Below are 17,173 nucleotides of genomic sequence, written 5' to 3' on the forward strand. Positions count from 1 at the left end.
CAGCCAGGTCCTGGTGATGGGGCGCGACGGCACCAACCTGCAGGTGCTGCCGGAGCAGCAGCAATCACCCAAGTAAGGCCAGCCGCCTTACTTTGGATGGATGACCAGCGTGACTCTCAGCTCAAAGGGCCAGCTGACCATTCCGCGGCAGCTGCGGGAATCCTTGGGCTTAACCCCTGGAACACGCCTGATGGTGAGTGTTGATCCAAACGGACGCCTGATCCTGGTGCCCTCGCTCTACGAACCAGAGGACCTCTTTCGCGATCGACCAACGGTCCAGCGATCCATGACCCTCGAGGACATGGATCGCGCCATCGCCGCTGCTGCCGGCCGTGCGGACGCTTGATACCAACGTTGTGGTGCGGATCTTGATCGGGGATGACCCCGTTCAGACCCCTCTGGCCGAACAAGCGTTTCTCGATGCCATTGCAGCGGGCGGCGCCTTCATTCCCGATGTCGTGCTTGCCGAGGTGGGCTGGGTCCTGCGTGGCTATGGCCTCGAGCGAAGCCAGCGCCATGCCCTGCTGCATCGCCTGGTCCGCACCCGTGGCGTTGCCGTCGTCGATGTCGACGGAGTCATCGATGCCCTCGCCCGATTCCTGCAGGGAGGCGACTTCGCGGATCACCTGCTGCTGGCCCGAGCGAGCAGCCATGGCGCCCTACCGGTGCTCAGCTTCGATCAACGCTTTGCCTGCCATGACGGGGTGGAGATGCTGGGCTGAGCTCTGATCAAAGGCGGCGATAGGGTCGGCGTCCGGATCTCCCTTGTGCCCCATGCAGCTGCGGATCGGCAACGGCTACGACATCCACCGCCTGGTGCCCGGTCGGCCGCTGATCCTGGGCGGGCAGCAGCTGGAGCATCCAGACGGATTGGGGCTCGATGGCCACAGCGACGCCGACGTGCTGGTGCACGCGATCATGGATGCCCTGTTGGGGGCCCTCTCCCTGGGGGACATCGGCAAGTACTTTCCCCCCGACGATCCCAAGTGGAAAGGAGCCGACAGCCTGGTGCTGCTGGAGCAGGTCGTGGCCCTGGTGACCGAGCGGGGTTGGCGCGTGGTCAACGTGGATTCGGTCGTGATCGCCGAGCGCCCCAAGCTCAAGCCCCACATCGACGCCATGCGCAGCGCCATCGCCAGCCGCATGGGACTGGAGCCGGATCAGGTGGGCGTCAAAGCCACCACCAATGAAAAGCTCGGTGCCGAGGGCCGCGAGGAGGGGATCTCCTGCCAGGCCGTGGCGCTGCTGCAACAGCCATGAGGCTGCTCGCTAGGGTCGCGGCACTTGTGCTCTGCCTGGCGATGCTGCTGGCCGGCCATCCCGACGTGGCGATCGCCACCAACGCGAAGCCGGGCGGTCAGCTGGAGGTCGTCGTCGTGGAGCACCTGCGCATCAAGGTGCCGGCCGACGGCCGCGCCGCCTGGCTGCAGGCCGAGCAGGGCAGCTGGGAGCCCTGGCTCAAGCAGCAGGACGGGTACCTCGGCCGTGACCTGCTCTGGGACAGCGAGCGGGAAGAGGGCACCCTGCTGATCCGTTGGGCCAGCCGGGAGCAGTGGAAGGCCATCCCCGAGACGGAGGTGGAGGCGGTGCAGGAGCGCTTTGAGCAACTCGCTCGCGAAGCCACGGGCCAAGGCCAGGGCAATCCCTTTCCCTTGGTCTTTGAAGGGGAACTGATCCCCGCGGCATGAGCGAGCAGGCCCGCCTGGATCTGCAACGCCGCCAACGCCTGGGCATGGCCGAGGCGATCTGGGGGGAGCACAAAACCGCCGAACAGATTGCCGCGATCCTGCAGCGGCAACAGGACAGCGGCGAGCTGGCCCTGGCCACCCGGGTCGATCCCGCCAAAGCCCAGGCCGTCGCCGCGCTGCTCGCCCATGACCCGCAGCTGCAGTTCCACAGCGATGCCCGCTGCCTCAGCCTTGGCGCTGCGGCGGCGGCCCGGCCGGCGCTCGGCGAGGTCCTGATCCTCAGCGGCGGCACCAGCGATCTACCGGTCGCCGCCGAGGCGCAGCTCGCCCTGCAATGGCATGGCATCAGCTGCGCACTGGTGCTGGATGTGGGCGTGGCGGGCCTGCACCGGCTGCTGGATCAACTCGAGCGGCTGCGCCAGGCCCGGGTGTTGATCGCCTGCGCCGGCATGGAAGGCGCCCTACCCACAGTCTTGGCGGGCCTACTGCCCCAACCGGTGATCGGAGTGCCGGTCAGCGTTGGCTACGGCGTCAGTGCCGGCGGCCAGGCGGCCCTGCACGGAATGCTGGCCAGCTGCGCTCCGGGCCTGAGCGTGGTGAACATCGACAACGGCTATGGCGCGGCCATGGCCGCCCTGCGGATCCTGCTCAGCAGTGGGGCCGCAGCGGAGCACTGAGCGGGCGCTCGATCTCCAGCACCGCCTCCACCCAGAGACGCATCGAGCGGGGCAGTCGCCCCTGTTCGTAGCGATCCAAGGCCTCCATCAACACGGGGGTGTTCACCCACTGCATCGATCGCCGAGCCATTCACGCAACGCCGGTGCACCGCAGTGTGCTGAGCACCCCCAGGGGGTGCAACTAGCCCAGGCCGAATCTGCGGCTGGCCTTCAGGATTGGCCCCGGCGCAACGCCGCGCTAACCCTCAGACCGCCTCGTGGCGGCTCAGCCACTCCAGCTCGCGGGCCCGCTCTTCGCTCTCCACCTTGTTCAGGCGGCTGAGCAGGGCCTGCAGATCCACGCCGGCCAATTCACCGTTGGCCTGCCACTTCATGGCGGAGGTCTCGGCGGTGTGGCGCGGGGTGGACACGGTCTGAAATTGAAGTCTTCAGACCCTACAAATTGAACCCATTGCTTAACAACGGGTTTTGGCGATCAAGAGCCGAAGAGATTCTTTAGTTCCTCAATTCTTGAGGAAATCCGAAGAGCCCAATCAGAGGTGCTTCAGCTGCGGATAAGCCGTAATCAGCTCATCAGCACTCAGCACATCACCCGCCCCTTCCGGCTGCCAGATCACTTCCAAAGCCAGCAGTTGACTGGACGGAACCGAACCCAGGATGCGCAGGGTCTCGCGCAAATCCTCGGAGCCATTCACCGGCTTGAGGGTCAGGCGGCTGCGGCTGGCCACCAGCAGGGTGACGGCGATGTAGTCGCTGACGGCATCGGCATCACCGGCCGGTCCACCGCTATTGGCGCTCACCGTTCCCGAGACGTTGCTGGTGACCTCGCTGCGCAGCTTGCTGCGCTCGGTCATCGAGAGGCGATTGAAGGTGGATTCCGCAGCCTGGAAGGGAACCTGCCCCACCTCAGCGTTGGCATAGACCCAGAGATCCGGCTGGCGCAGCAAGGCCAAGGTGCTGTCCTGCAGGACCCGCTGCAGGCCGCTGCTGGTGCTGGTGTCGGCACTGCCGGCGAGCTGTCTCAGGTCCTGCTGCAGCTCCCGCGCCGAAGCCAACAGACCCACCTGCAGTTGGGCGATCGAAACCGGGCCATCGCTTGGCGCGCGATCGATGGCACCGCCCTGCATGCCCGCCGGCAGGGAGCCGCCGCCACCGCCGCCGCGCACTGCGTTCACCAGCAGACCGACCACGGCCATCAGGATCAGGAAGCCAAACAGGCCGCCGCCACCAAAGAAGAAGGGCACTACGAAGGGGAAGCCGAAGCCGCCGCCATAGCCGCGCTGGTAGCCGCCACCGCGATAACCGCCGCCCCCGCCATAACTCCGTGGCATGGGAGCGGAGCGGAAGCTGCCGCCGCCGATGCGACCGCCACTGGCCGCCTGGCTGGCCTGAGGCATCGCCAGCAGGAGTGTGAGCACCAGGGCTGGAACCATCAAGCCGCTGAGCAGCCGTCTCACGAGCGAGGAGGGACGTGAAGCGGCCACGGCAGAGCTCTAGCTCGATGGAATCTAAGAACCCCCGCCGACGATGGTGACCACCTCCAGACCATCGGCTTCCCGAACCGGCTGCTCAGCCCAGCGGGCGCGAGGCAGGATCTCGCCGTTGAACTCCACCACCACCAGTTGGGGGCGGTAGCCGAGGTGCTCCAGCATCTGCACCAGGTTCAAGCCCTCCGGGCAGCTGGTGGTTTCGCCGTTGACCCGAATCTCAATCATTCCCCCAGGACCTCCAACAGCTCGCGGGCGGCCTGGGCGGGATCGGCCGCCTCAGTGATCGCCCGCACGACGGCCACCTGGGTGGCACCGGTGGCCAGCACTGAAGGCAGGTTTTCCTTCTCAATGCCGCCGATCGCAAAGAAGGGAATGGCGCTCTCCGCAGCGGCCTGGCGGACGTAATCCAATCCCACCGGCTGACGGCCGGGCTTGGTCGGCGTGGCGTTCACTGGTCCAACGCCGACGTAATCACAGCCATCGCGCATGGCCTGCTGCAGCTGCGCCAGGGCATGGGTGCTGCGGCCAATCAACTTCTCCGGCCCCAGCAGCTGCCGCGCCAGGGCCGGCGGCAGATCCCCCTGGCCCAGATGCACGCCATCGGCATCCACCGCCAGGGCGATGTCGATGCGGTCGTTCACCAGGAACAGGGCCCCGTGGCGACTGCAGAGCTGCCGCAGCGCCTGGGCCTGCTGCAGGCGCACGGCATCGGTGATCGGCTGGCCATCGGGACCCAGGCTTCCGTCCTTGGCGCGGTACTGGACCAGGCGAACGCCGCCCTCCAGGGCCGCCTCCACCACGGCCTCCAGCCGAGGCGAGGGACTGGTCACCAGGTAGAGCCGCGCCGCCCGCAGCCGCTCCCGCCGCTCCTGCCCGCCGGCACTGGCTCGCATCACATCCACCTCCAGGTCATAGAGGGCATAGCGAACCGCCGCGGCCTCCTCAGCCAGGCGATCATCCACGCCACGGCCGAATTCCTCCAGGACCCGCAGGGCTTCCTGCACCCGGCCGCAGTTCGCCGCCACCACTGCCTGGGGTTGCTCCCGCTCCCGCTGGGCGGGATGCGCCATGCCCGTCGCCACATCACCCGCGGCGTCGCGGGCCCGCTTGTAGCGCTCGTCATGCAAGCGGCCCAGGCGTTGGCGCATGTCCTTGCTGCGGGCCACCAGATCCGCCCGATCCAGGCCAAAGCGACACCAGTCCTCGATCACCCGCAGCCCTTCACGGGCGCGGTCCAGGTTGGCGTCCAGCAACCGCAACACCGCAGCCGGCTGTTCAGGTGTGGTCATGGCGTCTGCACGGGCAGGACTCTCTGCTTAGGTTTGTGGCGCAAACCAAAAGGAATGGCGATGGCCCAGGGCGAATCCGACAGCCCAATGGTGGTGCTGATCTCAGGGATTCTGCTGCTGGGGGCGATCGCCGCCTTCATCGGCTGGGGCCTAACCAACGCCTACCCCGGCAGCTGACTCCAACAGCGCCGCGGCACTCTCGGCATCGCGCTGGATCTGCTGCACCAGGGCCTCGAGGTTCTCGAAGCGCTGCTGGCTGCGCAGCAGCTGCACCGGCTCCACCAGCAGCTCCCTGCCGTTGAGATCCAGAGTCCGGCCGAGCAGATGAACCTCAACGGCCGATGGGGCCGTGGGATCCACCGTGGGCTGCGGGCCCAGGTTCATCACCGCCGCCAGCCGTTCCTCACCGAGCCAGGCCCAAGCGGCATAGACCCCCTCGAGGGGCAAAAACTTGCGGCCATCCACCTGCAGGTTGGCCGTGGGCCAACCCAGCTGACGTCCTAGGCCGCGGCCGCTGACCACGCTGCCGCCAAAGCGATAGGGGCGGCCCAGCAGCCGGGTGGCCTCCAGCAGATCTCCCGCCGCCAGGGCACGGCGGATGCGACTGCTGCTGAATTGCTCCTCCCCCTCGGCCAGCAGGGGTTGGATCTGAACCTCGATGCCCCGTTCAGCGCCGAGCTGCTGAAGGGTTGTGGTAGTGCCGCTGCGGCCTGCGCCAAAGCGGAAGTTGGCGCCCACCACCACCAGGCCGGCCTGGAGCTGCTCGTGCAGCACCTGCTGCACGAAAGCCTCGGGGGAGAGAGCCGCCAGCTCGCGGGTGAAGGGCACGAGCACCAACTGCTCGATCCCCAGGGGCTCCAGCAGGGCCAATTTCTCGCTGGGCAAATCCAGCCGCAGCCGCGCCTCGGCGAAGAGCACCTCCCGGGGGTGCGGCCAGAAGCTCACCACCGTCGGCACCAGATGCCGTTGGGCGGCGCGTTCGGTGACGGCCGCGATCACGCTGCGATGCCCCGGGTGCAGACCGTCAAAGCTGCCGAGGGCCACCGCCGTCGGCCCCTTCGCCTGCCCTGGCTCGAGCGCTGCAATCACAACCAAAAGCGCTCGAGGCCTCGCCAGAGGCATTCTCCCATGGCAGGTTTGGGCATCCCCCCACGTCCCATGGCCGATCGCCTCGACTTTCAGCTGCTCTCCCTAGGGCTGAGGCGGATGGCCTGGATCCGCTTCTGGACGCAAACCGCCCTGGGGATCGTGGTCGTGGGGGTGCTGCTCTTCAACAACATCGGCGGCAGCCTGGCCCGCAATTCCGAGCGGGCCCTGGGTCTAGGACCGGGCCTCTCCCTGACGACCCTGTCCTTCTTTGTGTTGCTCTACAGCCTCTGGCAGGGCTGGTTGATCGTGCGGCTCGGGCGGGCCTTAGGCAGCGGCGCGAAGCCCAGCCGCAGCGAAGCCGGAAAGCTGATCAAACGCGGCCTGCTGGCGGATGTGCTCGGGCTGGTCTTTGCCTCCGTGGGCTATCAGTCCCTGGCCGGCAGCCTGTTTGTCCAGGCCTCGCTGCAGGCCCCCGGCTTTTTTGGCTCTCCGGTGGGGGGCACCAGCGCCCGCAGCCTGGTGGGCTATCCGATCACCTCCATTGAGATGCTCTCGGTGCTGAGCAACACCCAGGTGCTCTTCGCCCACACCATCGGTCTGATCTTCTCGCTCTGGTTCCTGCAGCGGATCTACCGCTCGAAGTGAGGCGGCTTGAGGGCTGAGAGGTCTCCGCGCCAGAACAACTCCGGCTGCAGTGGGGTCAGCGAGACACCGCCTGCGGCCACATGGGCCACATCGATGGGCCACTCCTTGGGACCGGCGACTTCGGCCTCGAGGTCATTGGCGACCTCACCGGCCAACCAGAAGTAGGTGCGGCCGCGGGGGTCAGCGCGCTTGACGAATTGGTCGGTGTAGCGGCGAACGGCCTTTCTGCACCAGCGCAGTTGCCCGATGGACTCCAGCGGCAGGGCCGGGACATTCAGGTTGAGGAGCATGCCCTTGTCCCAGTCCTCGCGGCGGCTCTGCTCGGCCACATCCAGAGCAATGCGCGCCGACGCCCCAAAGTCGCGCCACTTGTAATCGGCGCAGCTCACCGCCAGGGCGGGCAGGCCTTCGATGGTTCCCTCCATCGCCGCACTGACCGTGCCGGAATACAGGGTGTCGGTGCCCAGGTTGGGGCCGTGGTTGATGCCCGAGAGGACCATGTCAGGCCACTCCTCAAGCAGGGCAAAGAGGCCCAACTTGACGCAATCGCTGGGGGTGCCGCTGCAGGCCCAGGCGGTGACACCCTCCGCAAAGAGCTCGTCGGCCCGCTCGGCCCGCAGGGGGGTTTGCAGGGTCAGGCCATGGCCCGTAGCGGAGCGCTCCTGATCGGGGCAGACCACCGTGACCTGATGACCGCGCCGCAGGGCCTCAGCCGCCAGGGCACGGATGCCATCAGCGAAGACGCCATCGTCATTACTGATCAGGATCCGCACAGTGCCCTCACGCCTGGCCTGAGGCTAAGGGGCCTGAAACAGGCGTCTACCTAAAGTCGGCGCTCGTTGAAGTCGATCCTTGAGCGCCACCGTCAGCCTGCAGCAGCTCACCGATCAACTCGATCAGCTGGAGGCCCAGGCTGCCCAAGAGATCGCCGCCGCCGCGGATGCCGCAGCCCTCGAGGAGCTGCGGGTGGGCCTGCTGGGCAAGAAGGGTCGGCTCTCCGGGGTGCTCGGAGCGATGGGCAAGCTGCCCGGCGATGAGCGGCCGGTGGTCGGTCAGCGGGCCAACGTGCTCAAGGAGCAGGTGCAGAGCCTGCTGAGCGATCGCCTGCAGGCGGTGAAGAGCGCCGCGATGGCCGAGCGCATCGCCAGCGAGACCCTGGACGTGACCATGCCGGCGAGCTTCACGCCGGTGGGGCACCGCCACCCCCTGATCAGCACGATCGAAGAAATCGTCGATATCTTCTCGGGCCTCGGCTACCAGGTGGAAGAAGGACCTGAGATCGAGAGCGACTTCTACAACTTCACCGCCCTGAACATCCCCGAGCACCACCCGGCCCGGGACATGCAAGACACCTTTTATCTGGGCGATCACCAGCTGCTGCGCACCCACACCTCTCCGGTGCAGATCCGCCACCTGGAGAACAACGCCCCGCCGATCCGCATCATTGCCCCGGGGCGCGTCTATCGCCGGGATGCCGTAGATGCCACCCACTCGCCGGTCTTCCACCAGGTGGAGGTACTGGCCATCGATGAGGGACTGGACTTCAGCCATCTGCGCGGCACGGTGACGTCCTTCCTGCAGCAGTTCTTCGGCGATCTGCCGGTGCGCTTCCGCGCCAGCTACTTCCCCTTCACCGAACCCTCAGCCGAGGTGGATGTGCAGTGGCGCGGCCGCTGGCTCGAGGTGATGGGCTGCGGCATGGTCGACCCCGCCGTGCTCCAGGGCATGGGCATCGACCCCGAGCGCTACAGCGGCTTCGCCGCCGGCCTGGGGGTGGAGCGCTTCTGCATGGTGCGCCACGGCATTGATGACATCCGCCGCTTGTTTACGAGCGATCTGCGCTTCCTCGAACAGTTCTGATCCCCATAAACTCTGGGGGACCACCTGAGCTGCTCCTTGCCCTGCGTCGGACTGATCATTAACGACGGCAAGGACCTGGCCCTGTCCACCGCCGACACGATTGAGGCCCGCCTGAAGCAGGCGGGCTACGACGTGCTGCGCGCCAGCAGTGCCGCCGGAATGGTGGGTTTCGCCAATCCTGAGCAACACCTGCGCAGCAAGGGCCACGTTGCCTGCGTCCCGCCCCACTTCGAAGCCGGGATGGACATGGCCATGGTGCTGGGGGGCGATGGCACGGTGCTCTCGGCCACCCGAATGACGGCACCGATCGACGTGCCGATCCTGACGATCAACACCGGCCACCTGGGCTTCCTGGCTGAGACCTACCTGCCCAAGCTCGAGGAGGCCCTCGAGCAGGTGATCGCCGGTCAATGGACGGTGGAGGAACGCACCACCTTGGTGGTGACCGTGATGCGCGGGGACCAGCGCCGCTGGGAACTGCTCTGCCTGAACGAGATGGCCCTGCACCGCGAGCCGATCACCTCGATGTGCCATTTCGAGATCGCCGTGGGACGCCATGCCCCGGTGGACATCGCCGCCGATGGCGTGATCCTCTCCACCCCGACGGGCTCCACCGCCTATGCGCTGAGCGCCGGCGGACCGGTGATCAGCCCCGACTGCCCGGTGCTGCAACTCACCCCGATTGCGCCCCACTCCCTGGCGTCACGGGCACTGGTCTTCAGCGATCAGGAGCCGGTGACGGTCTTCCCCGCCACCCCGGAGCGGCTGATGATGGTGGTGGACGGCAGCGCCGGTTGCTACGTCTGGCCGGAGGATCGGGTGCTGATCCGCCGCAGTGAGCACCCAGTCCGCTTTGTGCGCCTGGCGGACCATGAGTTTTTCCAGGTGCTGCGCAACAAGCTCGGCTGGGGCCTGCCGCACGTGGCCAAGCCCGGCGCTTGATGGGCGACATCTGCGTCCTGCTGCTGGGGGAAACGTCCGAGGCCCTCGCCGAGCGTCTGAGCGCCTCGGGGTACAGCCCACTGATCGGCGAAAGCGGCCTGCAACAAGCCAGCCAGGGCGGGTGTGAGCTGGTGGTGCTCTCGGCCGAGTGGGGAGCGCGGATTCAGGAGTTGCGCTCCCACCTCGGGGCGCTTCCGATGCTGCTGGACATCGTCGAGGACAGTGTTCCCGCCCGCTCCCAGGTGCTGATCGAGGGGGGCGATGACTTCTGGCTGTCCTCCGCGGGCGCCAGTGACCTGCTGACCCGGCTGCGGGTGCATCTGAAATTGCAGGACAAGCAACGGCCGCCGCGGGATCTGCTGCAACTGGGGGACCTCTCGATCGTCCCCAGCCGCCATGAGGTGCGCCGCAATGGCCAAACCATCGCCCTAACCGCGCGGGAGTACGCCCTGCTGGAGCTGCTGATGCGGCATGCCCGCGAGGTGGTCAGCCGCGAACGGATCCTGGCGACGGTCTGGCGGGATCAGCAGGGCGCCGCCAGCAACGTGATCGAGGTCTACGTGCGCTACCTGCGGCAAAAACTCGAGACCGGCGGCGGCAAGCGCCTGATCCACACCGTGCGCGGCCGGGGCTACTGCCTCAGCGACGGCCCTCCCCAACTGGGCTAGGGCGATGCCAACTCCCGCTCTGCCGCCCCAGCAACTACCGATCGAGGCCCAGTGGTGCCTTGAGGAGAAGCAGCCCTGCATTGCCCTCGAGGTGGCCCGCAGCCAAGAGCAACAGCGGCGAGGGCTTCAGGGCCGCCCGCCCTTGGCTCCGCTGCGGGGCATGTGGTTCCCCTTCCCCAAGCCGCAACCCCTGCGCTTTTGGATGCACAAGACCCCGGCCTCCCTCGACATGGTCTTTCTCAACGGCAACCGGGTGATCGCCATTGAGCCCGAGACGACTCCCTGCCCGCACCTGCCCTGCCGCAGCTATGGCCCCGTGGAGCCAGGGGATGGGGTCGTGGAACTCGGGGCAGGAGAAGCCAAACGCCTGGGCCTGCGGGTGGGGATGCCCGTGGTGATTACCCCGATTTCTTCTGTCCCCGCAGGATCAACACCGGATTAAGGGGCGCCAGCCGCGTGCCATCGGCCAGGGCCGCACCGCGCCAGGCCTGGTGCTGACTGATGCTCACCGTGAGGCCAGCACCCTCGAGAACGGGTCGCAACTCCGCCAGGGCTTCAACGGTGGCCAGGGGGATCACGACGATGCCAGCGGGCTTCAGCCGATCCAGAACGGCCCGCAGCAGCGCCGCCCGATCACGGCCGCCGCCGCCGATCAAGACGCGGTCGGGGTCCGGTAACTCGGAGAGGGCCTCGGGCGCCCGGCCTTCGATCACACCCGCGGGAACCACCCCCAGTCGCTGGGCATTGGCGCGGATCAACTCCGCCGAGCCGCCCCGCTGCTCCAGCGCCCACAGCTGCAGGCCCGGCCGCAGCCGCAAGGCCTCCAGACCAATGGAGCCCACTCCAGCGCCGAGATCCCAAAGAACGCCAGCGGCCGGCAGCTCCAACTCGGCCAAGAGCTGAACACGCACCTCCCGCTTGGTCATCAGCCCCGGCCGATCGGGGTGCTGCAGGTAGGCGCCATCGGCAATGCCGAGTAGGGGCAGGGATTCCGGCGGCGCAGGGGCCGGCACCTCCGCCAGCAACACCACCAGATGCAGCGGGTCGAGATCAGCGGGCAGCGCAGCCGAGGGGGCCAGCCGCTGGACCCGCTCCCCCGGATGCCCAAGCCGCTCACAGAGCCAGAGGCCATAGGCCTGCTCCAGACCCGAGGCGCGCAGCAGCTCACGCACTTCTTTGACCCCACCGCGGCTGGGGTCGGTCAGCACCGCCAGGGCCTCTGGCCGCTGCTGCAGGCGCGCAGCCAAGGCGCCGGGATCACGGCCGTGCAGGCTGATCCAAGCGGCGTTCTGCCAGGGGCGCGCCAGGCGCGAGAAGGCCAGCTGCAGGGAGCAGGGAGCCGGATGAAACCGCAAGCGCTCGGCGCCAAGGCCCTGAATCAGCAGCCGGCCGATGCCAAACCAGAGGGGGTCTCCACTGGCCAGCACCACGGCCTGCCCCTGCCCCTGAAGCTGATCGAGTAGGGCGCTGGGCTGGTCACTGGCAATCAGCCGCGCACCACTCCAGCCGTCCCAGGCCGTCAGGGCGTCATGCAGACGCAGGGGCGCCGCCACCAAGGGGGCCTGGCGCAACAACTGCTGCTTGTCGAGGGGCAGCGATGCCGGAGCGCCCGCGTCGGTGCCAATCACCTCAATCATGGGTGCATTCTGCTGCTGAGCGATGAACCCCTCCGATCGCCGTCAACGCCTGCATGACTTGGTCGTCGCCCTGATCGCGCAACAGGGCGACCTGGACCTGCTGGATGACGACAACAGCGGCAGCCTGGCCGTGGCCCAAGGCAACCCCGCTGGCTGGCTGGAGCGCAACCGCCGGGTGGTGCAGCGTTACCAGGCCTTGGTGCGCTCCGCCGCCACCCTGGATGCCCTGGTGGAACAGGAGGCCAACGAACGGGCCAACCCCTCTCAACTCTGACAAGCTGGCGGCACTATTAGCTGCCCCATGGCGCGCCTCGGCCTCTCCGCCCTGAAGTCCCTGCTGCGCCGCACCGGCCTCAGTCGCGCCTCACGCCCCTCCACCTGGCAGCCCCCGGCCGCAAGCTGGAGCCGAGCCTTCGGTCAGGGCTGGGCGTCGCCCTACACCGTTCGCTACGCCAGCAACCTGGACGACGGCCCGAACCATGGGATGCCCCTCGGCGGCTTTGGCGCCGGCTGCATCGGCCGCGCCCCTGATGGCTCCTTCAACCTCTGGCACCTCGATGGCGGCGAGCACTGGTTCGGCGTGCTGCCCGACTGCCAGTTCTCGCTCTTTGAAAGCAACGGGACAGAGCAACGGGCCCACGCCCTGGCGGTGAAGCCCAACCGGGATGACTCACGCCCCGAAGCCGCAGACCCCCTCTCCAGCTGGAGCTGGTATCCCGCCAGCAGTGAGCAACGCCAAACCGGCACCTACGCCGCGCGCTATCCGCTGAGCTGGAGCCACTACCAAGGGGTCTTCGAGGCCGAGGTCAGCTGCGAGGCCTTCAGCCCGATCCTCCCCGGCAACTATCAGCAGACCAGCTACCCGCTGGCGACGTTCGTCTGGACCCTGCGCAACCCCACGCGCCAGGCCCTGGACCTCTCGCTGATGCTGAGCTGGCGCAACACCTGCGGCTGGTTCACCAACACCGATTCATCGGCAGAGGTGCACTTCCGCGATGACGGCAGCCCCGAGCACAACTACGCCCCGGCCATCGGCAAGAGCGAGGGCCATCGCAACGATTGGATCGACGACGGCTCGCTCAAGGGAGTCGTCCTAGGGGGTGATGTCTCCTCTCCGGTCGCCGAAGGGGAAGGGCAGTGGTGCATCGCGACGCAGGAGCAAGCCGGCGTGAGCATCCAACGCTGCAGCCGCTGGAATCCCCAGGGCGACGGCTCGGATCTCTGGGGCAGCTTCAGCCGCGATGGCTCGATCCCCGAGAGCAATAACAACCGCCGCAGTGGAGCAGCCGAGCCCGTCAGCGCGGCCCTGGCGGTGCGCTGCCGCCTGGAGCCCGGCCAGAGCATCGAGATCCCGGTGGTGATCAGCTGGGACCTGCCGGTCACGGCCTTCGCCACCGGCACCAGTGCCCTGCGGCGCTACACCGACTTCTTTGGCGCCAGCGGCAAGAACGCCGCCGCCATCGCCGCCGAAGGTCTGCGGGACTGGCGCAGCTGGCGCCAACAGATCGAGGCCTGGCAACAACCGGTGCTGGAGCGCAGTGATCTGCCCGAGCCGCTGCGGATGGCGCTCTTCAACGAGCTCTACGACCTCTGCAGCGGCGGCAGCCTCTGGAGTGCCGCCAGCCGCGAAGATCCCGTCGGCCGATTCGGGGTGCTGGAGTGCCTGGACTACGCCTGGTACGAGAGCCTGGACGTGCGGCTCTATGGCTCCCTGGCGCTGCTGCAGCTCTGGCCGGAGCTCGACAAGGCGGTGCTGCGCAGCTTTGCCCGGGCCATCCCCGCGGCCGATGCCACGCCACGGCCGATCGGCTGGTATTTCACCCAGGGCAAGGGGCGCGTGGAAGCCGCCCGCAAGGTCAAAGGCGCCACACCCCATGACCTGGGGGCGCCGAACGAAAAGCCCTGGGATGCCACGAACTACACGGCCTACCAGGACTGCAACCTCTGGAAGGACCTCGCCAGCGACTACGTGCTGCAGGTCTGGCGCACCTTCAAGCTCGCCCCCAACGGCGAGGACCTGCGCTTCCTGGCGGACTGCTGGCCGGCCGCGGTGGAAGCCCTGCGTTATCTCAAGACCTTCGACATCAACAACGACGGCCTACCCGACAACGGCGGCGCTCCGGATCAGACCTTTGATGACTGGCCGCTCAAGGGCGTCAGTGCCTACTGCGGCGCCCTCTGGATTGCGGCGCTCGAGGCCGCCCTGGCGATCGCCCAGCAGCTGCAACTCAGCACAGGCCTAGACACCTCGGCCGAGCAACAGGAATTCAGTGGTTGGCTGGCGCAGGCGCGGGGGAACTTCGACAGGCTCCTCTGGAACGGCGAGTACTACGACATCGATGCCGAGAGCGGCACGCCGGTGGTGATGGCCGATCAGCTCTGCGGCGATTTCTATGCCCGCCTGCTGGGCCTGGAGCCGGTGGTGAGCGAGGCCAACAGCCGCAGCACCCTCAATGCCGTCAAGGACTCCTGCTTCGAGAAGTTCGAGGGCGGCAGCCTGGGCGTTGCCAATGGCCTACGCCGCGATGGCACCCCCCTGGATCCCAACGGCACCCACCCGCTGGAGGTCTGGACCGGGATCAACTTCGGCATCGCCAGTTACTTCCGGCTGATGGGCGAGACCGAGACCGCCCTGGCGATCACCTCAGCGGTGGTCAACCAGGTGTATTCCGGCGGCCTGCAGTTCCGCACCCCCGAGGCGATCACGGCCGTGAACACCTTCCGCGCCTGCCACTACCTGCGGGCCATGGCCATCTGGGGGGTCTGGGCCACCCACACCGACTGGCAGCGGATCCCGGGGGCGGAGCGGGGCTAAGCGGAACCACAACTCGGTTCCATACGCTGGCCTCAGAGCAATGGTGTTATGGCACTACTTCGTGTTGCCCTCTCCCTGCTGATCGGCGGGGTAATCGCCTTGGGATTGGGCCAACCCGCCAACGCCCAGGTGCACCTGCACCCCGATGAGAACGGCACAGAGATCGTGCGCAGCCTCGAGAGCCTGCGGGATCTGGACTACCAGAGCTGGCAGGCCGTGGCCTACCGCACCGGTCCCCCGGGCGGGCCCGTCACCCTGCGGATCGTCGGCTATCCCGGCCGCGTCCGCCTGGATCACCCCACCTCCTTGATCGTGCACTCCGGCCGGGGCAGTTGGGAGCTCGAGGACATCACCACCGCCAACCCCAAGCTGGCCGCCGATGGCCGGGATGCCGCGGCCGAATTTGACCTCAATCCACTGCTGGCCGAGCTGCACCAGAACCGCCCCCTACGCCTGGAGCTGCCCGGGGTGTTTGTGGAGCTGCCGGTTCCTCCCTTTGTGGTCGGTGAATGGCGCAGCCTGCCGAGCTGGCGCGACGCCGGATGAGCAGCAGCGCCTGGCGGCCCTGGATGCAGCGGGCCCTGCAGCTGGCCGCCCTCGGCGCCGGACGCACCAGCCCCAACCCTCTAGTGGGTTGCGTCGTCCTCGATCGCCAGGGGGCACTGGTGGGTGAGGGCTTCCACCGCCAAGCCGGCACGCCCCACGCCGAAGTCCATGCCCTGCGCCAGGCCGGCGAGCGCGCCCAAGGCGGCACCGCCGTCGTCAGCCTGGAGCCCTGCTGCCACCACGGCCGCACGCCCCCCTGCAGTGAAGCCCTGATCGCCGCTGGGGTCCGCCGCGTCGTCGTGGCCATGCGCGATCCCGATCCCCGCGTGGCTGGCGGCGGCATCGCCCAACTGCAGGCCGCCGGCATCGAGGTCATCAGCGGGGTCTGCGAAGCCGAAGCCCAGGCCCTCAACCGCAGCTTCATCCAGCGGGTGCAAACCGGGCGCCCCTGGGGAATCCTCAAGTGGGCCATGAGCCTCGACGGGCGCACCGCCCTGCCCAATGGCGCCAGCCAGTGGATCTCCGGTCCCCCAGCCCGCGCCTGGGTGCATCAGCTACGGGCCCAATGCGACGCGGTTCTCGTCGGGGGCGGCACCGTCCGAGCCGACAACCCCCTGCTGACCAGCCGCGGCCAGCGCAGCCCGGAGCCGCTGCGGGTGGTCCTCAGCCGCAGCCTGGATCTCCCGCAGGACGCCCAGCTCTGGGATCAAAGCCTGGCCCAGACCCTGGTCCTCCACGGCAATGAGGCCCCAGCCGAGCAACAGCAGCAGCTCGATCGACTCGGGGTGGAGCACCTGGCCCTGCCGGAGTGCCAGCCCCGGGCAGCCCTGGAGCTCCTGGCCCAGCGGGGCTGCAATCAGGTCCTCTGGGAATGCGGAGCGGAACTGGCCGCCGCAGCGCTGCGCGAGGGTTGCGTGCAGCAACTGGCAGGCGTGATCGCCCCGAAACTGCTGGGCGGCCTGGCCGCTCGCACCCCCCTTGGCGAGCTGGGGCTGATCGATGTCAACCAGGCGGAGCTATGGCCGCAGCAACGGCTCCGGCGCCTCGGCAACGACTGGCTATTGGAACTGCAGCACTAGTCGTTCCTTTGCTCTTCGGCGATCTCTTCCTCGACGTCCTGAACGGTGAAGCGGCTGATCAGCAGACCCATCACCAGGGCCAAGTAAATCGTCCCGGAGACCGCCACCATCACGCTCAACATCTGGCTTTGGGGCGTCACCGGACTGATGTCGCCGTACCCCGTTGTGGTCAGGGTGATGAAGGCGTAGTAGTTGAGCTCGACAAAATCCAGGGAGAAAATCCGGGCCGCCTGCCCCGCTGAACCATGCAGCAGGGAGACATCCTTGGCCACGGAGTTCAAGAAGCTCCCTGGAGCAAGCGACTCCAGTACGGCAAACAGCAGCCCCGCCGCCAGACCCACCAGCAGGTAGCCCGCCAGGGCCCCCATCAACACATCCCGGCTAATCAGTCGCTCCTGCGCGAGGTTGCGAATCAGGCGCTCACAGCTCCAGGCCACCAGCAGCGTCCAGACAAACAGCAGCGGGAAGCCCGCCTGGTTGGCATTGGCACCGGTGAAGTACCAACCCATCGAGGACGCAAAGGTCAGCAGCGCCAGCAGGCGATAGACCCGGGAGCGTTGCAGCGACCATCGGCCTGACTCCAGGGGTGCCCCCAAGCTGAAGCTCAGCACCCACGGCAAAGACAGATAACCCAAGGCCGACAGCTGCCGCATGCCCAGCGGAAGCATCAAGCAAGCGATCACCGTCAGACAGTTCGCCAGCAGCAGGCGATAGCCGAGGTGGCGTTGGTTCTTGCGGGCCATGGCCC

The 17,173-nt window shown here is 67.7% G+C and carries 23 protein-coding genes; 14 read left to right on the forward strand and 9 right to left on the reverse strand.

Annotation, left to right across the window (positions count from 1 at the left end):
* The first annotated feature begins 109 nt into the window (after positions 1–109).
* Genes QZ189_RS02230 through larB form a run of 5 tightly spaced genes read left to right on the forward strand, consistent with a single transcriptional unit; the run spans position 110 to position 2,365 of the window.
* Positions 110–346, forward strand: a complete 237-nt coding sequence (locus QZ189_RS02230; RefSeq protein ID WP_296420759.1) for an AbrB/MazE/SpoVT family DNA-binding domain-containing protein — start codon at positions 110–112, stop codon at positions 344–346.
* Positions 333–722, forward strand: coding sequence for a type II toxin-antitoxin system VapC family toxin (locus QZ189_RS02235; RefSeq protein WP_296416626.1), 390 nt, complete (start codon positions 333–335; stop codon positions 720–722). Before QZ189_RS02230 ends, QZ189_RS02235 begins: the two co-directional genes overlap by 14 nt.
* 52 nt (positions 723–774) lie before the next feature.
* On the forward strand, positions 775–1,260 hold the full coding sequence (gene ispF / locus QZ189_RS02240; RefSeq protein ID WP_296420761.1) for a 2-C-methyl-D-erythritol 2,4-cyclodiphosphate synthase: 486 nt from the start codon (positions 775–777) through the stop codon (positions 1,258–1,260).
* Positions 1,257–1,688 carry a TIGR03792 family protein gene (locus QZ189_RS02245; protein WP_296420762.1) on the forward strand — a complete coding sequence of 144 codons (432 nt, stop codon included), beginning with the start codon at positions 1,257–1,259 and terminating at the stop codon, positions 1,686–1,688. The genes ispF and QZ189_RS02245 overlap by 4 nt, the downstream gene beginning before the upstream one ends.
* Positions 1,685–2,365: a nickel pincer cofactor biosynthesis protein LarB gene (gene larB, locus QZ189_RS02250; protein ID WP_296420764.1), complete on the forward strand. Its 681-nt coding sequence runs from the start codon at positions 1,685–1,687 to the stop codon at positions 2,363–2,365. The genes QZ189_RS02245 and larB overlap by 4 nt, the downstream gene beginning before the upstream one ends.
* Here the strand turns inward: larB and QZ189_RS02255 are convergent.
* The 6 genes from QZ189_RS02255 to QZ189_RS02280 form a co-directional block, all read right to left on the reverse strand.
* Entirely contained in the window at positions 2,337–2,495 is a 159-nt protein-coding gene (locus QZ189_RS02255) for a hypothetical protein (protein WP_198001908.1), read from the reverse strand. The two genes, larB and QZ189_RS02255, sit on opposite strands and share 29 nt — an antisense overlap.
* A gap of 115 nt (positions 2,496–2,610) precedes the next feature.
* Positions 2,611–2,775: a hypothetical protein gene (locus QZ189_RS02260; protein ID WP_010315575.1), complete on the reverse strand. Its 165-nt coding sequence runs from the start codon at positions 2,773–2,775 to the stop codon at positions 2,611–2,613.
* Between the two features lie 123 nt (positions 2,776–2,898).
* Positions 2,899–3,798, reverse strand: a complete 900-nt coding sequence (locus QZ189_RS02265; protein WP_296416637.1) for a DUF1517 domain-containing protein — start codon at positions 3,796–3,798, stop codon at positions 2,899–2,901.
* A gap of 75 nt (positions 3,799–3,873) precedes the next feature.
* Complete coding sequence (thiS, locus tag QZ189_RS02270) at positions 3,874–4,080, reverse strand: sulfur carrier protein ThiS (RefSeq protein WP_247477254.1); 207 nt, start codon at positions 4,078–4,080, stop codon at positions 3,874–3,876.
* Entirely contained in the window at positions 4,077–5,144 is a 1,068-nt protein-coding gene (locus QZ189_RS02275) for a thiamine phosphate synthase (RefSeq protein ID WP_296420766.1), read from the reverse strand. The genes thiS and QZ189_RS02275 overlap by 4 nt, the downstream gene beginning before the upstream one ends.
* A gap of 150 nt (positions 5,145–5,294) precedes the next feature.
* Positions 5,295–6,266, reverse strand: a complete 972-nt coding sequence (locus QZ189_RS02280; protein ID WP_296416631.1) for a bifunctional riboflavin kinase/FAD synthetase — start codon at positions 6,264–6,266, stop codon at positions 5,295–5,297.
* Positions 6,267–6,302: 36 nt separating this feature from the next.
* On the opposite strand from QZ189_RS02280, the gene QZ189_RS02285 reads away from it, so the two are divergent.
* Positions 6,303–6,878, forward strand: coding sequence for a DUF3611 family protein (locus QZ189_RS02285; protein ID WP_247477249.1), 576 nt, complete (start codon positions 6,303–6,305; stop codon positions 6,876–6,878).
* Here QZ189_RS02285 and surE read toward each other — a convergent pair.
* On the reverse strand, positions 6,863–7,651 hold the full coding sequence (gene surE, locus QZ189_RS02290; protein ID WP_296416632.1) for a 5'/3'-nucleotidase SurE: 789 nt from the start codon (positions 7,649–7,651) through the stop codon (positions 6,863–6,865). The genes QZ189_RS02285 and surE overlap by 16 nt on opposite strands.
* A gap of 79 nt (positions 7,652–7,730) precedes the next feature.
* On the opposite strand from surE, the gene pheS reads away from it, so the two are divergent.
* From pheS to QZ189_RS02310, 4 genes are read left to right on the forward strand one after another with little or no spacing between them, the layout of a single operon-like run.
* Entirely contained in the window at positions 7,731–8,738 is a 1,008-nt protein-coding gene (pheS, locus tag QZ189_RS02295) for a phenylalanine--tRNA ligase subunit alpha (RefSeq protein WP_247477244.1), read from the forward strand.
* A gap of 36 nt (positions 8,739–8,774) precedes the next feature.
* Positions 8,775–9,680, forward strand: a complete 906-nt coding sequence (locus QZ189_RS02300) for an NAD(+) kinase (RefSeq protein ID WP_010315538.1) — start codon at positions 8,775–8,777, stop codon at positions 9,678–9,680.
* Positions 9,680–10,348, forward strand: coding sequence for a response regulator transcription factor (locus QZ189_RS02305; RefSeq protein ID WP_296420769.1), 669 nt, complete (start codon positions 9,680–9,682; stop codon positions 10,346–10,348). Before QZ189_RS02300 ends, QZ189_RS02305 begins: the two co-directional genes overlap by 1 nt.
* A 4-nt stretch (positions 10,349–10,352) precedes the next feature.
* Positions 10,353–10,790 carry a DUF192 domain-containing protein gene (locus QZ189_RS02310; RefSeq protein ID WP_296420770.1) on the forward strand — a complete coding sequence of 146 codons (438 nt, stop codon included), beginning with the start codon at positions 10,353–10,355 and terminating at the stop codon, positions 10,788–10,790.
* Here QZ189_RS02310 and cbiE read toward each other — a convergent pair.
* Positions 10,747–11,985, reverse strand: a complete 1,239-nt coding sequence (cbiE, locus tag QZ189_RS02315; RefSeq protein ID WP_296420773.1) for a precorrin-6y C5,15-methyltransferase (decarboxylating) subunit CbiE — start codon at positions 11,983–11,985, stop codon at positions 10,747–10,749. The two genes, QZ189_RS02310 and cbiE, sit on opposite strands and share 44 nt — an antisense overlap.
* 22 nt (positions 11,986–12,007) lie before the next feature.
* Here cbiE and QZ189_RS02320 point away from each other — a divergent pair, with 22 nt between their 5' ends.
* The 4 genes from QZ189_RS02320 to ribD are packed head-to-tail and all read left to right on the forward strand — an operon-like array spanning position 12,008 to position 16,425.
* Positions 12,008–12,259, forward strand: a complete 252-nt coding sequence (locus QZ189_RS02320) for a hypothetical protein (protein WP_247477238.1) — start codon at positions 12,008–12,010, stop codon at positions 12,257–12,259.
* A gap of 27 nt (positions 12,260–12,286) precedes the next feature.
* On the forward strand, positions 12,287–14,800 hold the full coding sequence (locus tag QZ189_RS02325) for a GH116 family glycosyl hydrolase (protein WP_296420775.1): 2,514 nt from the start codon (positions 12,287–12,289) through the stop codon (positions 14,798–14,800).
* A gap of 48 nt (positions 14,801–14,848) precedes the next feature.
* Entirely contained in the window at positions 14,849–15,346 is a 498-nt protein-coding gene (locus tag QZ189_RS02330) for a DUF3122 domain-containing protein (protein ID WP_296420777.1), read from the forward strand.
* Positions 15,343–16,425 (forward strand): bifunctional diaminohydroxyphosphoribosylaminopyrimidine deaminase/5-amino-6-(5-phosphoribosylamino)uracil reductase RibD, encoded by a 1,083-nt coding sequence (gene ribD, locus QZ189_RS02335; protein ID WP_296420779.1) that lies wholly within the window; start codon positions 15,343–15,345, stop codon positions 16,423–16,425. The genes QZ189_RS02330 and ribD overlap by 4 nt, the downstream gene beginning before the upstream one ends.
* Here ribD and QZ189_RS02340 read toward each other — a convergent pair.
* Positions 16,422–17,168, reverse strand: a complete 747-nt coding sequence (locus QZ189_RS02340; protein ID WP_296415783.1) for a potassium channel family protein — start codon at positions 17,166–17,168, stop codon at positions 16,422–16,424. The genes ribD and QZ189_RS02340 overlap by 4 nt on opposite strands.
* Positions 17,169–17,173 lie beyond the last annotated feature (5 nt).

The sequence above is a fragment of the Vulcanococcus sp. CPBay_Sum15L08_68 genome, from assembly GCF_017855895.1.
Taxonomy (GTDB): domain Bacteria; phylum Cyanobacteriota; class Cyanobacteriia; order PCC-6307; family Cyanobiaceae; genus Vulcanococcus.